This is a genomic window from Natronorubrum bangense (genome assembly GCF_004799645.1).
Taxonomy (GTDB): Archaea; Halobacteriota; Halobacteria; order Halobacteriales; family Natrialbaceae; genus Natronorubrum; species Natronorubrum bangense.
The window spans coordinates 809,993-826,305 of sequence record NZ_CP031305.1; the positions used below are offsets into that span (position 1 = coordinate 809,993).

Here is a 16,313-nt window from a genome sequence, read left to right on the forward strand (position 1 = left end):
ATCTGAGCGGACACACGATTGGCTGACGGCTCGAGGGGCTTCACTCGAATCCGGAACGGACGAGTTTCGGGCTCGAGGGGCTTCACTCGAATCCGGAACGGACGAGTTTCGGGCTCGAGGGGCTTCACTCGAATCCGGAACGGACGAGTTTCGGGCTCGAGTTTCGGACGACAGTCTCAGTCCCGCCCGTGACGTGTGAGACACTTCGGCAGGCCGATCAGCTCGACGGGTTCGGAGTTGTCGGGCGAGTAGACGACCATCTGACCTTTCTCCATGTAGGGGACTTTCGACTCTAAGTTGCTGGGGATGTTGACGCTCTTGATGGCATCCTCGTCGCCGAGATTGAGGACGATAGTGGTGTTGATCTGCTTGAAAACGGCGTCGTGGATGTCCTGTGGGTCCTGCGTGATGAGGAACAGTCCTAGCCGCTCCTTTCGGCCCTGTTTGGCCGCTTCGGTGAACTTCCGGATGACCTTGCCCGCTTGCACGCTGTCGGCGTCGGTCAGGAAGTTGTGAGCCTCGTCCATCCCCAACACGAGTGGCGTCTCCTTGATTCGGTCGTAGATCGGGTCGTTCGAGAGTTTCTGGTCGATCAGCAGCGAGGAGACCGCGAGGACGATTGCCTCCGTCGCCCGCGTATCGTTGATGTGGTAGGTCGGGACGACCGTCAGCCCACCGGGGCGAACGAAGTCGTGGACCAGTTCGGTGATCGGTCGAGCGTCCTGGTCGAAGACGTGGCCGAAGCCAAGCACCCGCCGGCGGACGGCGTCGAACGTCGCCTCGTGAACCCGGCCCGACTCGTCGAGTTCCTCGCGCAACGCGGGGTCGTCGAGGAAGGTAGTAAACTCCTCGTACGTCCCGCCGTTGCCGTACTGCTTGCGGAATCGCGGCAACAGGACGCTGACGAGCGCGCCGTACTGGTTGTCGTTCAGCCCGCTGCCCGCGACCAGCCACGGGTTCTCATAGACCATCGAGAACGGAATCGTGAACTCGACCTGTTTCGCGCGGTGATGGCCCGCCGAATAGGTGGCCGAGCCGACTTTCGGAATAAACGCCGTCGTATCCTCGTGGCCACCGTAGGCAATTCCTTCACGCTCGAGTCGCCGGGCGAACTCCGAATCGAGGTCGGGGTTGTCGTCGTGCATCTGGGCGTACTCGTCCTGTGGGTCGAACTGGACGACCGCGGTGCCGACTTCACGGCCATCGGCCATCGGATACGTCCGCTCCGCGGCGAGATACTGCCGAAGGATGTTTTTTGCGCCGTGGGTTTTCCCGGAGCCGGTGCCCCCCGCGATCAGCGTATGGCGGAAGACGAGCGGATCGCCGGACGCGTAGTCATCTTTCAGCCGGTAATCGATCGTCGGCGGCGACGCCGCCGTCCGAACCTTCTCTCCGCCGACGGAGAGGTGGCCGAGGAAGACACCGTCTTCGGGCATCTTCAGCCCGGTTTTGATCGCCTCGATGTCGTCGGCCGTCCGGATCACCGTCTGGGGTTTCGGGACGCGGTCAGTCATCCGTCGCTTCAGTTCGCCATCATCGTCATAGAGGACAGCCACGGGCTCGAGGGTCGCGACGAACTTGTAGTCGGCTTCGTCGACCTCGTCGGTTCGCATGGCACGGCGGGCGTGGATCTCCGTCGCGTCGTCGGCGTGGTACTGCTGGGCGTACTCGAGACCGGTGATCCGACAGAACAGCGTCTCGCCGTCGGGATAGGGTGCGAGCAGATAGCTCCCGATACGGATCGACGAGCGGTTGTCCTGCGTGACGTACGCGCGCAGGGAGGTGTCGTCTTCGTCCTCGGCGATACGCAGTCCCTGGGAGACACAGAGCGTGCCGATCCCGACGTCCTCGCCGCGAGGTTCAACAGGTGTAGATTCGAATGCCGTGTTCGATTCCCCGTTCGTCCCTGTCGAGTCGCTGGCACTCGACGCAGCCGATGCCGTGTCGCCCACATCGGCAGCGACGGCGTCTGTCGCGTCGGAATCGCCGTCCGAACCGGCGTCAAAATCACCAAAATCACCCAGATCGGTCATATCAGTTCCATCCGGGCGGGTCCACAAACGCGTTTCCCTCCGCTCGCCTCGAGTCAGCCGTGACTCGTCGTTGTCGGACGCGATGTGCGGGCAAAAGGTCTTCGTTGCAGGCCAATGAGCGCCAAGGATACGGCTCCCGTCTCAGCGGCAGTGGCTTTCGGTTACTGGACGAGCGCTGGTACTGGAGCGTGACCCGTGACCACTCCAGCCTCGGGATCGAACTCGAGCAGGCCGGTGTCTGCGAGCAGGGGGAGATGCGTGTGATACAACGAGAGTGTCGCGCGTTCGGAATCGGACAGCGACGTAGCGTCGTGGGAAACAAGTCGCGATGCGAGTGTCTCGACCGACAGCGGGTGGTCGCGATCGGTGACCATCGAGCAGACACGGAGCCGGGTCGGATGGACAAGCGCCTCGAGCAGCCGGGCACAGTTTTCACGCTCGCATAACTCCAAAAGTGAGGTAAGCGTCGTGCGATCGACTGGCAATTCGGCGTCGAGTTCCACACCAGCTTCGGCATCCCACGTGATGATGCCGTCGTCGGCCAGTCGCGGCAGATGATTGTGGTGGAGGCTAGTCCGGACATCACGTCGTGCCTGCTCGGCCGAGCCGTCAAACGGCTCGTTCTCGACGATTGCTGTCGTCAGTTCTGTCACCGACAGCTGTGTTCGACTGGCGCCGAGAATCGCAAGGAGTCGAACCCGCCGTGAATGACTGAAGGCGTCGTACCACTCCGCCGGAATATTCTCGAGCGTATCCTGCTCGTTGTCACCGCTGGAGTGAACGTCCGAACTCATTGCTCATACGGAGCGGTGCAGCAGTGATAAGCCCATTTCCAAAACGATTTGGGTCGGGAATCGGCTCGGAGCCGAGTGCGTTCGAGAGCTCGCGTACAGGCAATCGAAATCGGCGGTCGAACGCGGCCGTGGGCTCGCAAGTGGGTGTCCGGTTGTCTTACCACCCGACACGGATCCTGTCCATCAGCGCCGGTGTGCCTACGACCGTTCTGCGGGAGCACCGGCCAATCGATGCAACAGACCGCCTGCGTCCGTCCGCAGCGGTGGTCGATAGCGCTTCGTTTCGTGCCTTTCCAGGTCGAATCGCTCGGCAGAATCTGTCTCGAGCGACTCATACGGTCTACTGTATGTCAGTTCCGGTGCAACCGCAGACGGTCGCGATTGCACGGTAAACCGGTACAGCAGGCCGTATCAGCGAGTGGACAACGAGCACTGTCTTTTTGCAGCCAGGAATCCTAGACAAGCGTATGATACTGGTACGCGGTCGTGCCGGCGGAACCGAACTGACTGGCACGCTGTACGAACGGGGCGAGCGAGCGCCCTCGTTCCGTGGTGCGCCCGATGAAGACGCCGCGTACGTGTGGGTCTGTGATGAGTTCTACGAGGTCGACAGCGGCGGCTCGATCCAGCTCGTCGACGGCCGCGAGGTCAATCTCGCGTTCGAATCGCCGATGCCACGCGGGTTCGACACCCGAGAGCAAGGGCTCGAGGGAGCCAAAGAACACGTCCGGACACAGTTCGCCCGAATCGGTGTCGATCCCGACGACGTCACCTTCGAAGTCGACAAGAAAGAAGCGCCTTAGTACGGCTCCTCGCTCCAGCGGTGGTCGTCGTAAGTACGATCCTGTGACGTATCGAACTGCGTCTCGAGCGTTTCTCGAAGCGATCGTTTCTCCGAGCGACTGATTCGCGCGAGTTCGTCCGCCTTTTCGACGATCGTCGGCGGGCCGTGGGCTATCGCGACGTCCTGTAACACCTGCATGGTCAGCTGCTCGCGTGTCTCCGGGTCACGAGTGAACGCATACGGCGCCTCGATCCGGTAGATGAGATCGTCACGGGGATCGTAGACGATGAAGAAGGTGACCTCGTACTCCTCGAGTGAGTGTTCGCGTTCGACGCCGAGGGCATCGCCGTCGACCGACAGCGGGCGGTCGACGCCGCCACGCGAGCGAAACCAGTTGGTGTATGTTAGCGCCGACGTCTCTCGCTCCCAGCGGTCGCCGTCGATATCGGGCACGTACTCGCCGCGCTCGAGCAACCGAGTAAACAGCGCCGAGTCGTCGCTCCAGGGACTGGCGATGTCGACATCGCGTTTGTTCTTCAACGTCCGCGTGATGACGCGAGTCGCCGGATTCTTGACGAAGCCAACGAGGGGAATCCCTCGGTCGACGAACCGTTCGATCAGCCGGACGTAGTTCTCGAGGACCGTCGTCGGCCGCGGGTCCTCAAGCAGGAAATCCGACAGATCGGGATGCTGGTCGGCCCAGCGGAGCAGTCCGCGCGGGTACAGCGGACCGTCGAGCACGAGCAGGTCCTCGACGTCGTCGGCGTGGTCACAGGCGTGTTTGCTCTCGGCGAGATAGAGCGCCAGTGCGTGGACGACACCCTCTGCAAAGCGTGGCAGCGGTGGGATCTTCACGGCCCGACTCTGACTGTAGCCCTCGTCGAACGTCCCCCACGTCTCGTCGACGGTCATCGTCTCGTCGTTCGAGTGGACGGTCATCACGGTGGTTCGCGAGCGATGGAGGTCGAGATCGCTCGGCGTCGCGCTCATCGCCGCCTGTGCGATGTCGATGACGAGCCCGTTTTTGAACGTCGTTGGGTTGATCGTTCCCGCGTCGAGGCCGTGTTCGGTCTCGAAGGGGCGGTCGTGAAGGGCAACGTCCTCGCAGTCGACGAACCGTCGGCGCTGGTCATCGACCGGCTCGAGGATCGTCCGGCCGCTGTCGTCGATAAGCGGGTCCAGAAACGAGTCCCAGACCGTCTCCGCGAAGGCACGGCGGTCGCGTTCGTCGGCCCCGTGGTCGATCCGTCTCGCGAGCCGTGCGATCCCGTCGAAATGAACCGGATCGAGCGTCATATGCTGTGGCTCCCACCCCACCCGCAAAAAGTCAGCGGTGCGGACACTCCGCAGTAGCCGATGCCATTCACTCGAGTACGGGTAAATTACTATCAGAAAAATTATTTGATCGGATCGCATGGAGTCACCTGTCCTGATGTCCAAGCGAGGTCTGGAAGCGGCCGAATCCGACGACGATGCGATCAACTGGCGACAGAACGGCTCCAGTGTCACACTCTACGACGAAGCGAACGCCGACGCCTGGGTCCGAATGACGTTCGAAGCCGGAACTCCGCCCGAACACCGGCTCTACATGATCTGTGACGAGTGTGGGGCGGTCTTCGCACAGCGAACGACTCCCGGCCACAGCACTGTCTGTGGCGACTGTGGCACGACGTTTAACCACCGCGACGATTCAGCGACCGAACACAGCGATTCGCTGCGGTAGCTCGAGCGATTGCACACCCACCAGAAAATGCACGATTTCTGAACGGTCGGATCGAACGCGACGTGTCCGAATCGGTCGCTACTCGAGAATGCGATCCTGGACGTTCCCGGTCGGCATCATACACTGCTCTTTCTGGCCGAACAGTCGGTAACGATGGTCGGCGACGACATCGTACGCCCAGTCTCGAAGGCGGCGGGGCAGGAAGCGAAACGGCCCGGCCAGGGCGTAGACGCCACCGAGCAGTCTCGCGATTCGGAGGACGGCGTCCGATTTGACGTAGGCGTCTTCGCCGTCGATCAGAACGACTGACTCGAGGGCATCTGTCTCGAGGCCGTGGGCGGCCAACAGCTCCTGTCCAACGTCGGACTGTAAGGATGCGAAGTAGAACTGCTCGTCCGTGTCCCGGGGGACAATGAACTGCACGAACCCGTGACAGAGGTTGCAGACGCCGTCGAAGAGGACGATCGGGGCATCGTCGGGCACGTCCGATACCATACCGTGTCTTCGGACACGACGCAGTTCAGCGTTCCGATCAGTCACCTGTTCGGCTCCCAGCCCACGACGACAACGACAGCTAGTTACGACAGGCTGGCGACCCGTCGCACATGGATGCTGCGCTGATTATCCTCGACGGGTGGGGACTCGGCGATGGAACGAGTAGAGACGCCGTTGACGCGGCCGAGACGCCGACGTTCGATTCGCTTGCCGCGGCGGGTGCGGACGGCTCGCTCGAGGTCGCTGGCCGACGTGTTGGCCTGCCGGAAGGCCAGATGGGCAACAGCGAGGTCGGCCACCTGAACATCGGGGCCGGACGCGTGGTCTATCAGGAGTATACGCGCATTTCGGATTCGATCGCCGACGGCTCCTTCCGGGAGAACGACACGATCAACACGGCCTTCGACCATGCACGTGAGAATGATGGCCAGGTTCATTTCCTCGGGCTCGTCAGCGACGGTGGGGTCCACTCGGATCACGAGCACCTCCACGCACTGATCGAACTGGCGGCTGACCGTGACGTCGAGGCCGTCACCCACGCCATTACTGACGGTCGAGACACCTCTCCGACCGGCGGACGGGAGTATCTCTCCGAACTCGAGGACGTCATCGCCGACCACGGCACCGGCGACGTGGCGACGGTAACGGGCCGGTACTACGCGATGGATCGTGACCAGAACTGGGAGCGGACGAACCGCGCCTACAAAGCGATCGTCGATCGCGACGCCGAGTGGACCGCCGACTCGGCGCTCGAGGCCGTCGAAGCCTCCTACGACCGTGGAGTGACCGACGAGTTCGTCGAACCGACGCTCGTTTCGGAGCAGCCGGCGCTCGAGGACGGCGACTCGGTCGTCTGGTTCAACTTCCGGTCGGATCGCGCCCGTCAGCTCACACGGATGCTCGCCGATATCCGGCCGGACGACTGGGCAGGCGAGTTCGACACGAACCCGCCCGAGACGGAAGTCGTCATGCTGACCCAGTACGACAAGACGTTCGACCTCCCGATCGCGTATCCGCCGAACCAACCCGAACAGGTACTGGGCGAGGTGCTCGCTGACGCGGGCAAGACCCAGCTCCGGATCGCCGAATCCGAGAAGTACGCCCATGTTACCTACTTCCTCAATGGCGGCCGCGAAGTCGAGTTCGACGGCGAGATCCGCAAAATCGTTGAGAGTCCCGACGTACCGACCTACGACCTGCAACCCGAGATGAGTGCCCCCGAGGTGACCGACACCGCAACAGACACAATCGAGTCGGACGATCCCGATGTGCTCGTGCTCAACTACGCCAACCCCGATATGGTCGGCCATACGGGCGACTACGAGGCCGCGATCGAGGCCGTCGAAGCCGTCGACGAGCAGTTAGGGCGACTCGTCGACGCGCTCGAGGCTGCGGGATCGCACGTTCTCATCACTGCCGACCACGGCAACGCCGACGACATGGGGACCGTAGACGACCCGCACACGGCACACACCTACAACGACGTGCCGCTTATCTATCTCGCTCCGGGCGGCACTGCTGGTGGTCGAACCGTTCGCACGGGCGGCACCTTAGCCGACATCGCGCCAACGATGCTCGAGTGTCTCGACCTCGACCAGCCCCCCGAGATGACCGGCGAGTCGCTGCTCGAGTAACCGACAACACCCTGTCTCAGTTTTCTGTTGGCGTGTTCTCTGCCTCGAGGTCCACTGACGGCGGCTCGTGGGTGCCAAGTTCGGGATGCGTTTCCTCCATCCAGACCACGACGAGCCCGCCGGAGAGAAACATCGCGATCGCGGTGGCGTAGAAGGCGGCGTCGATCGAGATGAGGTCGACCGACAGACCGATGAGGACAGCGCCGACGGCATACCCCAGATCCCGCCAGAGGCGATAGACGCCGAGGCCGGTCGAGCGCCACAGCGGGTGGGCCGCGTCGCTTGCCACCGCGATCAGGTTGGGGTAGTGAAGCGCCATCCCGACGCCCGACAGTGCCGAAAAGAGGATCCACAGGGCATAGCCCTCGACCAGCACCATCCCGAGGACACCAGCGCCGGCGAGGAAGAAGCCAGCGACGATCGGTGGCTTGCGTCCGACCCGATCGCCCAGCCGGCCGGTGTAGACCTGCAAGAAGTACGCCGCGCTGTGGACACCGACGACGACGCCGACCTGGGCGACGTTGAGCCCCTGGGAGACGAGGAAGATCGGGAAGGCGATCCAGACGAGCGTGTCGACGAAGTTCTCGACGTGGCCCGCCTGCGCGGCCGTAAACAGCGTCCGATCTTTGTACGTCGCCCGCTTGACGATCTCGGTAAACGAGAGCTCTGCCTCTCGAGTGCCACCGTCTGGTTCGGCGTCAGCAGCGGCTTTCGCCTCTGCCTCTGCGTAGGGCAGCGTCTCCTCGATCAGGACGACTGCGATGAGTATGGCGACGATGATCACCGCCGCGAGGAAGTAAAACGGCTCCGGCCGGAGACTGTACTGGGCGGCGATGACGCCCGTCAGCCACGCGCCGGCAGCGACGCCGGTGTAGCCAAAGGCCTCGTCGATCCCGGCTGCGAGCCCACGCTCACCGGGCCCGGCGAGTTCGATCTTCGAGATCATGCTCATGCTCCAGGCGACCCCCTGATTGACGCCGAGCAAGACGTTCCCGACGGCGATCCAACTCCAGCTCGGCGCGTAGATCAGGATAAATGGAATCGGGATCGCCGCGACCCAGCCTGCAATCAGGATCGGCTTGCGACCGTAGGTGTCGGCCCACTTCCCGGAATACAGGTTGAGGACGGCCTTGACGATCCCGAAGCTCACGACGAACGAGCCGATCACGAGCAGGGACTCGACGCCAAACGTCTCTTCGCCCATGATGGGCACGACGTTGCGCTGTGAGCCCATCGTCAACCCAACTGCAAAAACCGTCAGCACTTGGAGGGTGAACTGTCGCCAGTTACGCTTGATCCCCTGTGTGAACTCACCGCTCATTACTTACTCAGCAGCACATCGGTTGGGACCAAGCTCGAGTTCGTCCGCCTCTTCGTCCGAAATCTCCTCCGTGCCGACGTTGGCGAGTTTGATCCGCTGGAAGTTCGCCGGCTGGTCCGGAATGTCACCTGCAAGTGCTGCAACCAGTGTTTCTCGATCCTGACAGAAGGCCTCGTTTCGATCTTTGACCTCGCTCAGGCGTGCGGCGACGGGTGGCTGTGGCGTGCCGGGGTCGTGTGCCGGCAACACGAGTGGGTCGCCATCGACGGTGCGGAGTCGTTCGAGGCTCTCGTACAGCGTTTCGGCGTTCTCTTCGACGTTCGTCTCTTCGAGGCCGGCGTCGACACCGAGTTCGACCCGACCGACGCTGTCGTGAAAGAGCGTGTCGCCGGTGAGCAGCGCTTCGTCCTCGACAGCGAAGGTGACGCTCCCTGGGCTGTGGCCGGGCGTGTGGATCACCGTGATCTCGACCGCGCCGACCTCGAGGACGTCGCCGTCTTCGACTGAACGCGCCTCGATTCCGGAGGCATCCGCCGGATGCAGGTAGTAGGGGACGCCGTTGCGTTCGGCGAGTTTCGCGCCGCCAGAGACGTGATCGGCGTGGGCGTGGGTGTCGAAGACGCCGACGAGGTCGGCGTCGTACTCCTCGAGAAGAGTCTCGTACTCCTCGACGTACTGGGACGGCTCGAAGACGGCCGCATCGCCCTCGGAAATGAGGACGTGGGAGAGACAGCCCGTGCCGGGCCGGGCAACCTGGATCAGTTCGCCGTCGATATCGGCCTCGAGTTCGGCGTGGCGGTGGACGCGCGCCCAGCCGTTCATGCCGTTTTCGAGGGTTGCCGCGTCGTGGCCGGCTGCCTCGAGCATGTCGGCGGCATCCGACGCGAGCACACCGGCTGCACAGACGGTGATAAGCTCCTCGTCAGCCGGCAACTCGGCCAAGGTGGCTGCTGCGCTGTCGGGGTCGTTTTTTAGGTCCTCATAGACGTCGACGTTCTCGCTGCCTGGAATATGCCACTCCTCGAAGTCCGCAGCGTCGCGGACGTCGATTAGTGTGAGTTCCTCGTCGTTCTCGAGCCGTTCGGCGACGGTTTCCGGCGTGATTTCTGCCATCGATAGCTGATAGGGAGAGCAAAGGCATATGGTCAGTGCCAGTTATGACCGGCACCATTATCCAAATTCCGCCCCTCAGAGGGAACATGAGCATGTACGAAGTCTCGTTCAAACTCCGCCACGAATGCCCCTACCGGGGGGTATCCGAGCAGTTTCCCGGTGTCTCGATTCGGGAGTGGTATCTCCAGGACTGTCAGGTCCTCGAGATTACCGTCCCGAACGCCAGCGACGACGATCTGCTCGAGAAGATCAACGAACTCGGGACGATTCTCCACACCACGGCCGACGGCACTGACCTGCACGTGATCGTCCAGTCCTGTGCCTGCCCCATCGAGGAGTCGATCGTTCGGCGGTTCGAGCGCCACAACTGCGTGCATCTCCCGCCGACGGTGTATCGCAACGGCTGGGAGCACTACTCCGTGATCGGCTTCGACGAGGGTGATATCAACGCACTGCTTGCAGAGCTCGACGACGACCGCGAGATCGACGTTCGCTCAAAGACCTCGATCGAAGAGCGCCACGTTCCCCACAGCTCGCTGGTCTCGGTCGATCGGCTGTTCGACGGGCTCACCGAGCGCCAGCTCGAGGCGCTGCGGATCGCTCTCGACGCGGGCTACTACGACCAGCCACGAGGCGCGTCGGTCGCCGAACTCGCAGCGGAGACGACTGTCGCTCGAGCAACGTTCGAGGAACATCTGCGGAAAGCCGAGAACAAGCTCGTGACGAACGCCGGCCAGTTCGTGCGGTTACTGACCGAAACCCAGACGGACGTGTTGCGAGCCGAAGGCACGAAGCCGACGCTTGCAGACGACTGAGACGGATTGCTGTCCCGATCAACCGACACAACCCAAGATGCTCACGGTCGCGCCGGCCTTGACGGGCAACAGACCGTCTGAGAAGGGCTGTTGTAGTCGCTACTGACTGTCACTGCACACCCTCCCAGCACGGGCAGCTCCGAGATCCCGACCGTTTTTGCTGGGAGGAGTGGGGATTATAAGCACTCGAGTTCGTGTTCGGCGTATGACCGATGACGAACCCGAAACCGGCTTTTCGACGCACAGTGTCCACGCAGGACAGGAGCCAGATCCCACGACTGGCGCACGGGCCCCGCCGCTGTATCAGACGACGTCCTACGAGTTCGAGGATACGGAACACGCGGCCGCACTGTTCGGCTTAGAGGAGTTCGGCAACATCTACTCGCGGATCATGAACCCGACGAACGCCATGCTCGAGGAGCGTATCGCCACCCTCGAGGGTGGTGTCGGGGCACTCGCAACCGCGTCCGGGATGGCCGCGTTCGATCTTGCGACGTTCATCCTCGCAGAAGTCGGGGATAACATCGTCTCCTCGTCTTCGATTTACGGCGGGACCTACACCTACCTCACCCACACCGTCGCGAAACGGGGGATCGAGACGAAGTTCGTCGACACGCTCGACTACGAGGCCTACGCGGAAGCGATCGACGACGACACCGCCTTTGTCCATCTCGAGACGATCGGCAACCCCGCGCTCGTCACGCCCGATATCGAGCGCATCGCCGACATCGCTCACGACCACGACGTCCCGCTCTTTGTCGACAACACCTTCGCGACGCCGTATCTGTGCCGACCGCTCGAGCACGGCGCGGACCTCGTCTGGAACTCGACGACGAAGTGGATCCACGGCGCTGGCTCGACGGTCGGTGGGGTTCTCGTCGACGGCGGCTCGTTCCCGTGGGACGAGGGTGATTACCCCGAAATCGCCGAACCGAACCCCGCCTACCACGGGGTCAACTTCTACGAGACGTTCGGCGAGCAGGCGTTCTCGATCGTGGCTCGTACCCGCGGGCTGCGCGATCTGGGCAACCAGCAGTCGCCGTTTGACGCCTGGGTTACCCTCCAGAAACTCGAGTCACTGCCGCTGCGGATGGAGAAACACTGCGAAAATGCGATGGCCGTCGCCGAGTTCCTCGACGACCACGACGCCGTCGCCTGGGTCAACTACCCCGGCCTCGAGAGTCACGAAACCCACGAGAACGCGAGCAAATATCTCGAGGGCGGCTACGGCGGCATGATTACGTTCGGCCTCGAGGGCGGCTACGACGCCGCCGAGACGGTCTGTAACGAGGTCGATCTCACGACCATGCTCGCAAACGTCGGCGACGCAAAGACGCTGATCATCCACCCCGCGAGTACGACCCACCAGCAACTCACCGACGAAGAGAAACTCGCAAGCGGTACGACCGATGATCTCGTGCGCCTCTCCGTCGGCATCGAAGACGTCAACGACGTGATCGCCGACCTCGAGCAGGCGATCGAAGCAGCAAAATAAGGCAGCGCCGCGGCTCCGTTTTTCGGGTGTCTGGATTCAGCGACCGCGAGATCGGCTGCTGGAACGCGTCTTTTCAGGCTGGTCTGACGACTCTGGATGGTCGTGATCTGCGTGACTCGAGCGAGAACCGATCGGCAGGCCGCAGCCGTGTTCGCCATCGATTCCGAGAAGGCGGGCGAACCGGCGGCGTTCGGCAGCGTGTCTATCGAGACTCATGCCGATGAAAAACGACAGGATCCGTTGTAGTAATGCAGGTCATTTCACGTGGAAACGACCGACTAGAACCGTGAAACGATCCCGTCGCCGTCGGTCAGTTTTAGCGATGTAACTGTTTCATACCCGGCATCCAGCCACGGGCAGCGTAACACCCTTTTCCGTGACGGCCATTGAGTCGGATATGACTGATCTTCCCGCCGCCGTCGAGCGCGAACTCGAGTCCCACGACGCCTTCGCTGCGTCGGCCGACACCGCTGGGTACGAACTGACGACGACTGTCTTTGATACGACCATCACCGCGGACGACGCGGACGGAAAACGAGACGGTCGGTTTCGGGTGACGGTCACCCTGCCGACCCTCGACGCTGCTGTTGCCGGTGACGCCGTCGCCACCGTCGTTGAAGACGGCTGGTTCGAAACACTCGAGCGTCGACTCGAGGACGTGTTTACCGTTGCCCAGACAAGCACCCACGACGAGCCGACCATCGACCGTGACACGGACGAAGTCACGGTCGTCCTCGAGTACGTCGCCTGGGACGCAGCGGAAGGTGTCGCGGACGCCAAAGCGCTCACTGAGTACGTCGAAGGGACGTTCGCACAGGGGATCATCCCCGGCTACGACTATCGCGGCGAGGCTGCAACGTTACTCGAGAACGCACAAGATCGTAGCCAGCAGGCCACAGAAGAACGCGACGGCATGCCGATGTGACTCGACGGACAGTTGCTGTGCTCGATCCACGACAGGCTGGTCGCTAATCCATCGCGATGTACGTCTTCGTGTCACTGACTCCCTCGAGTGCCTGCATCCTCGAAGAGACTGTCTCGAGAACGTCGTAGACCTCGGGAGCATCGACCTCGGCGATGACGTCGTAGTTACCGGCGACGATATGGGCGTCGGTGACAGGCTCGAGATCCCTGATCGCCTCGAGTAGCCCCTCGGATTTTCCGGCGGCCGTTTTAATCATAATAAACGCGTGAACCATCTGTCGAGGGTGTGGTACACCATGTCACGACTAAAGTCTTTGCCTGGCGGCGACTACGTTCGGGTGAGTAACATGGTAACTGAGGACAAGCTTATTGACGGGGGCGAGCGTACCCCTGTCCATGCGGTTCGTGATCATTGGTGCTGGACGGGTTGGCCTGCGCACGGCGCGTGTCCTGCGCGATGAGGGCCACGAGGTGACGCTGATCGAACAGGACGAGGCGATGATCCGACGCGCTCGAAGCCAGGAGTTCCCCGTCGTCGAGGGCGATGGCTCCCGCGAGGACGTCCTCGAGGACGCTGGCATCACTGACGCCGACGCGCTGGGCGCGCTGACGAGTGACCTCAACGTCAACTTCACCGCCTGTATGATCGCCAACCACTACGGCTGTCGGACGATCATGCGCATCGACGAGGCCTACCGCGAGGGAATCTACCGCAAGTACGCCGATGAGGTCGACGAGGTAATCTACCCCGAACGCCTCGGTGCGATCGGGGCGAAAAACGCCTTGCTCGGGGGGACGATCCGTGCAATCGCGGATATCGCCCCGCACTTGCAAGTCGTCGAACTGACGGTTTCTAACGGCGCTCCCGTCAACGGCTACACGATGGGCGAACTGCAACTGCCCGCCGACGCGACTATCCTCGCATTCGGCAAGCGCGACCAGCCCCTTGAGATTCCGAACGCAGATCTGTCGCTCGAGGACGGTGACCGACTCGTCGTCCTCGCTGACTTCGACGTGTTGAACGAGGTGCGCCAGTTGCTGGTCGGCGAGACGCCAGATGAGGCCGCTTCGAACGCGGGAACCGACGCAACGTCGGGCACTGGAGGTGTCAACTGATGGTTACGGCTTTCATTATGATCAAAGCGAACACGGGCGAGGCGGATCGACTCCGAGACAGTATCGAAGCGATCGACGGCGTCCAGTCGGCACATATCGTCGCCGGCGACGTCGACATCATCGCGAAAGCGCAGGTCGAGACACCGGCTGCGGTCAAAGAGATCTCCGCGACCCAAATTCAGGGGATCGACGGCATCGAGACCACGCAAACGTACATCGCGATGGATTAAGGAGCGAACGGTTCGGCTGTGTGTAGTCACAGAGCGGCCGCGTTCGGTAATCGACTCGCGATGACGGACCATTTTCTCGTCCCCAAAGCACGCGCCTCTTGCAGTCCTCGAGTTGCAGTTGGCCAGCTCGGCTTACAGTCCCCTGTCGGGGACCGCGTCGGCCATAACGTCTGTGACCGCCTCGAGCACCGCATTTGGTGGCTGTGTCGCGTCGATGCGGACGAATCGGTCGGGATCACGCGCGATCAGGCGCTCGTAGTTCTCGGCGACCGACTCGAGGTACGTGGCGCGTTCGAACTTGTTCGTCGCACCCGCACGTTTGGCAGCCGTTTCGGGGTCGACATCGAAGTACAGCGTCAGGTCGGGCTCGACCGAGAACGGCTCGTGAATGTCAACGACGTACTCGAGTGGATCATCGACATCGAGTCGTGACGATGTCTCGAGCGTCGCCCCCTGATAGGCAAACCGCGAGTCCGAGTAGCGATCCGAGAGTACGAGCTCGTCGGCCTCGAGTGCGGGTTCGATCACTCGCGAGAGATGGTCGGCGTGGTCTGCGGTGTAGAGAAACAGTTCAGCAAGCGAGTCAGCATCGTCGTCTTCGATCGATCGGTAGACGGCCTCGCCGTACCACGAGTCGTTCGTCGGCTCACGTGTGAACGTGGCGTCGGGATAGCGCTCCTGTAGGGCCTCCCAGACCGTTGTCTTGCCGCTTCCGTCGACTCCCTCGAGCGTGACCAGCATGCTCGCACGTGAGACCGTGAGCTATTACAACCTGTCGAGAACCGTTCCGACCCAAACAACGGAGGCGATCAGTTATTTATCATTGCGCCTGTATCTTTTCTGTATGAACGTCCTCGTCGCCGGCGGAACCGGATTTATCGGCACGGCTCTCTGTACGGAACTCCACGAACGCGGCCACGAGGTGACGGCGCTCTCTCGCAGCCCGCGCAGCAGCGACCTACCTGCGGCTGTCGAAGTCGCACGGGGCGACGTCAGTGCGTACGACTCCATCGCAGAGACAGTCGCCGAACACGATGCCGTCGTCAATCTCGTCGCGCTGTCGCCGCTCTACAAACCACCCAGCGGTGCTGACCACGAGACCGTCCATCTCGGCGGCACGGCGAATCTCGTTCGGGCCGCCGAAGACGGCGACGTCGACCGCTTCGTCCAGATGAGCGCCCTCGGAGCCGATCCCAACGGCGACACCGAGTACATCCGTACGAAAGGCGAGGCCGAACGCGTCGTCAGAGACTCTCAACTCGAGTGGACGATCTTTCGCCCCTCCGTGGTCTTCGGCGAAGGGAGTGAGTTTATCGAGTTTACCAAACAGCTGACGACGCCGTACGTGACGGGGCTGCCCGGTGGCGGAAAGACTCGTTTCCAGCCGATCTGGGTCGGCGATCTGGTCCCGATGCTTGCAGACGCCCTCGAGGACGCCAGCCACGTCGGCGAGATCTACGAGGTTGCCGGACCCCAGATCGTCACGCTTTCGGATGCGACGGAACTCGCCTACGAGGCTGAAGGGAAATCCGTCAGCATCCTTTCGATCCCGATGCCACTCGCGAAATTAGGGCTGACGGCAGCCGACCCGCTTCCGTTCGTTCCGTTCGGGTCAGACCAGGCCAAATCGCTCGAGCAGCACAACACCGTCGTTACCAACGACGTGACCGCGTTTGGTCGTTCGGAGGACGACCTGATGACACTCGGCGAGTCACTTGGGCTGGATCGGTAGCCAACGATCTGATATATGGCCCAGTATCAGTAGTGAGAATAGTCCTGTGAGCAGATCATAGATTGTGCCTAACAGCAGCCCTGCTGTCGGTTTTCAGCAATACA

18 protein-coding genes are annotated in these 16,313 nt (G+C 62.2%); 9 read left to right on the top strand and 9 right to left on the bottom strand.

The features are described 5' to 3' along the window. Positions 1 to 176: 176 nt before the first annotated feature. Both DV706_RS04070 and DV706_RS04075 read right to left on the bottom strand, forming a co-directional pair. Positions 177 to 2,033 (bottom strand): ATP-binding protein, encoded by a 1,857-nt coding sequence (locus tag DV706_RS04070; protein WP_006066410.1) that lies wholly within the window; start codon positions 2,031 to 2,033, stop codon positions 177 to 179. A gap of 161 nt (positions 2,034 to 2,194) precedes the next feature. Then, positions 2,195 to 2,827, bottom strand: a complete 633-nt coding sequence (locus DV706_RS04075) for a DUF7344 domain-containing protein (RefSeq protein ID WP_006066409.1) — start codon at positions 2,825 to 2,827, stop codon at positions 2,195 to 2,197. Positions 2,828 to 3,294: 467 nt separating this feature from the next. On the opposite strand from DV706_RS04075, the gene DV706_RS04080 reads away from it, so the two are divergent. Then, positions 3,295 to 3,630 (top strand): DUF7113 family protein, encoded by a 336-nt coding sequence (locus tag DV706_RS04080; protein WP_006066408.1) that lies wholly within the window; start codon positions 3,295 to 3,297, stop codon positions 3,628 to 3,630. On the opposite strand, the gene DV706_RS04085 is transcribed toward DV706_RS04080, so the two are convergent. Next, positions 3,627 to 4,907: a DNA double-strand break repair nuclease NurA gene (locus DV706_RS04085; RefSeq protein ID WP_006066407.1), complete on the bottom strand. Its 1,281-nt coding sequence runs from the start codon at positions 4,905 to 4,907 to the stop codon at positions 3,627 to 3,629. The two genes, DV706_RS04080 and DV706_RS04085, sit on opposite strands and share 4 nt — an antisense overlap. Positions 4,908 to 5,043: 136 nt before the next feature. Between DV706_RS04085 and DV706_RS04090 the strand changes: the two genes are divergently transcribed. Continuing rightward, positions 5,044 to 5,334, top strand: coding sequence for a hypothetical protein (locus DV706_RS04090; protein ID WP_086010030.1), 291 nt, complete (start codon positions 5,044 to 5,046; stop codon positions 5,332 to 5,334). 78 nt (positions 5,335 to 5,412) lie between these two features. Here DV706_RS04090 and DV706_RS04095 read toward each other — a convergent pair whose 3' ends face one another. Then, the gene (locus DV706_RS04095; protein ID WP_006066405.1) at positions 5,413 to 5,829 is read right to left on the bottom strand and encodes a thiol-disulfide oxidoreductase DCC family protein; all 417 of its coding nucleotides are present in this window, start codon (positions 5,827 to 5,829) and stop codon (positions 5,413 to 5,415) included. Between the two features lie 110 nt (positions 5,830 to 5,939). Between DV706_RS04095 and gpmI the strand changes: the two genes are divergently transcribed. Next, positions 5,940 to 7,463 carry a 2,3-bisphosphoglycerate-independent phosphoglycerate mutase gene (gpmI, locus tag DV706_RS04100; protein ID WP_006066404.1) on the top strand — a complete coding sequence of 508 codons (1,524 nt, stop codon included), beginning with the start codon at positions 5,940 to 5,942 and terminating at the stop codon, positions 7,461 to 7,463. 16 nt (positions 7,464 to 7,479) lie between these two features. On the opposite strand, the gene DV706_RS04105 is transcribed toward gpmI, so the two are convergent. Further along, entirely contained in the window at positions 7,480 to 8,784 is a 1,305-nt protein-coding gene (locus DV706_RS04105; RefSeq protein WP_006066403.1) for an MFS transporter, read from the bottom strand. Between the two features lie 3 nt (positions 8,785 to 8,787). Continuing rightward, positions 8,788 to 9,897: an MBL fold metallo-hydrolase gene (locus DV706_RS04110; RefSeq protein ID WP_006066402.1), complete on the bottom strand. Its 1,110-nt coding sequence runs from the start codon at positions 9,895 to 9,897 to the stop codon at positions 8,788 to 8,790. 86 nt (positions 9,898 to 9,983) lie between these two features. Between DV706_RS04110 and DV706_RS04115 the strand changes: the two genes are divergently transcribed. Together DV706_RS04115 and DV706_RS04120 are read left to right on the top strand one after the other, a co-directional pair. Then, positions 9,984 to 10,712, top strand: a complete 729-nt coding sequence (locus DV706_RS04115; RefSeq protein WP_006066401.1) for a helix-turn-helix domain-containing protein — start codon at positions 9,984 to 9,986, stop codon at positions 10,710 to 10,712. Positions 10,713 to 10,917: 205 nt separating this feature from the next. After that, positions 10,918 to 12,207, top strand: coding sequence for an O-acetylhomoserine aminocarboxypropyltransferase/cysteine synthase family protein (locus tag DV706_RS04120; RefSeq protein ID WP_006066400.1), 1,290 nt, complete (start codon positions 10,918 to 10,920; stop codon positions 12,205 to 12,207). Between the two features lie 36 nt (positions 12,208 to 12,243). On the opposite strand, the gene DV706_RS22015 is transcribed toward DV706_RS04120, so the two are convergent. Beyond that, complete coding sequence (locus DV706_RS22015; protein ID WP_083902043.1) at positions 12,244 to 12,423, bottom strand: hypothetical protein; 180 nt, start codon at positions 12,421 to 12,423, stop codon at positions 12,244 to 12,246. Positions 12,424 to 12,604: 181 nt separating this feature from the next. On the opposite strand from DV706_RS22015, the gene DV706_RS04130 reads away from it, so the two are divergent. Then, a complete protein-coding gene (locus DV706_RS04130; RefSeq protein ID WP_006066399.1) occupies positions 12,605 to 13,132 on the top strand; it encodes a DUF5813 family protein in 528 nt (175 codons plus the stop codon). Positions 13,133 to 13,175: 43 nt separating this feature from the next. Here DV706_RS04130 and DV706_RS04135 read toward each other — a convergent pair whose 3' ends face one another. Further along, positions 13,176 to 13,406 carry an Lrp/AsnC family transcriptional regulator gene (locus DV706_RS04135; protein ID WP_006066398.1) on the bottom strand — a complete coding sequence of 77 codons (231 nt, stop codon included), beginning with the start codon at positions 13,404 to 13,406 and terminating at the stop codon, positions 13,176 to 13,178. A gap of 121 nt (positions 13,407 to 13,527) precedes the next feature. Here DV706_RS04135 and DV706_RS04140 point away from each other — a divergent pair, with 121 nt between their 5' ends. Further along, on the top strand, positions 13,528 to 14,247 hold the full coding sequence (locus tag DV706_RS04140; RefSeq protein ID WP_006066397.1) for a potassium channel family protein: 720 nt from the start codon (positions 13,528 to 13,530) through the stop codon (positions 14,245 to 14,247). Beyond that, positions 14,247 to 14,477 (top strand): Lrp/AsnC family transcriptional regulator, encoded by a 231-nt coding sequence (locus DV706_RS04145; protein WP_006066396.1) that lies wholly within the window; start codon positions 14,247 to 14,249, stop codon positions 14,475 to 14,477. Before DV706_RS04140 ends, DV706_RS04145 begins: the two co-directional genes overlap by 1 nt. Positions 14,478 to 14,609: 132 nt before the next feature. On the opposite strand, the gene tmk is transcribed toward DV706_RS04145, so the two are convergent. Continuing rightward, on the bottom strand, positions 14,610 to 15,218 hold the full coding sequence (tmk, locus tag DV706_RS04150; protein ID WP_006066395.1) for a dTMP kinase: 609 nt from the start codon (positions 15,216 to 15,218) through the stop codon (positions 14,610 to 14,612). A gap of 103 nt (positions 15,219 to 15,321) precedes the next feature. Here tmk and DV706_RS04155 point away from each other — a divergent pair, with 103 nt between their 5' ends. Beyond that, complete coding sequence (locus DV706_RS04155; RefSeq protein ID WP_049889827.1) at positions 15,322 to 16,209, top strand: complex I NDUFA9 subunit family protein; 888 nt, start codon at positions 15,322 to 15,324, stop codon at positions 16,207 to 16,209. Positions 16,210 to 16,313 lie beyond the last annotated feature (104 nt).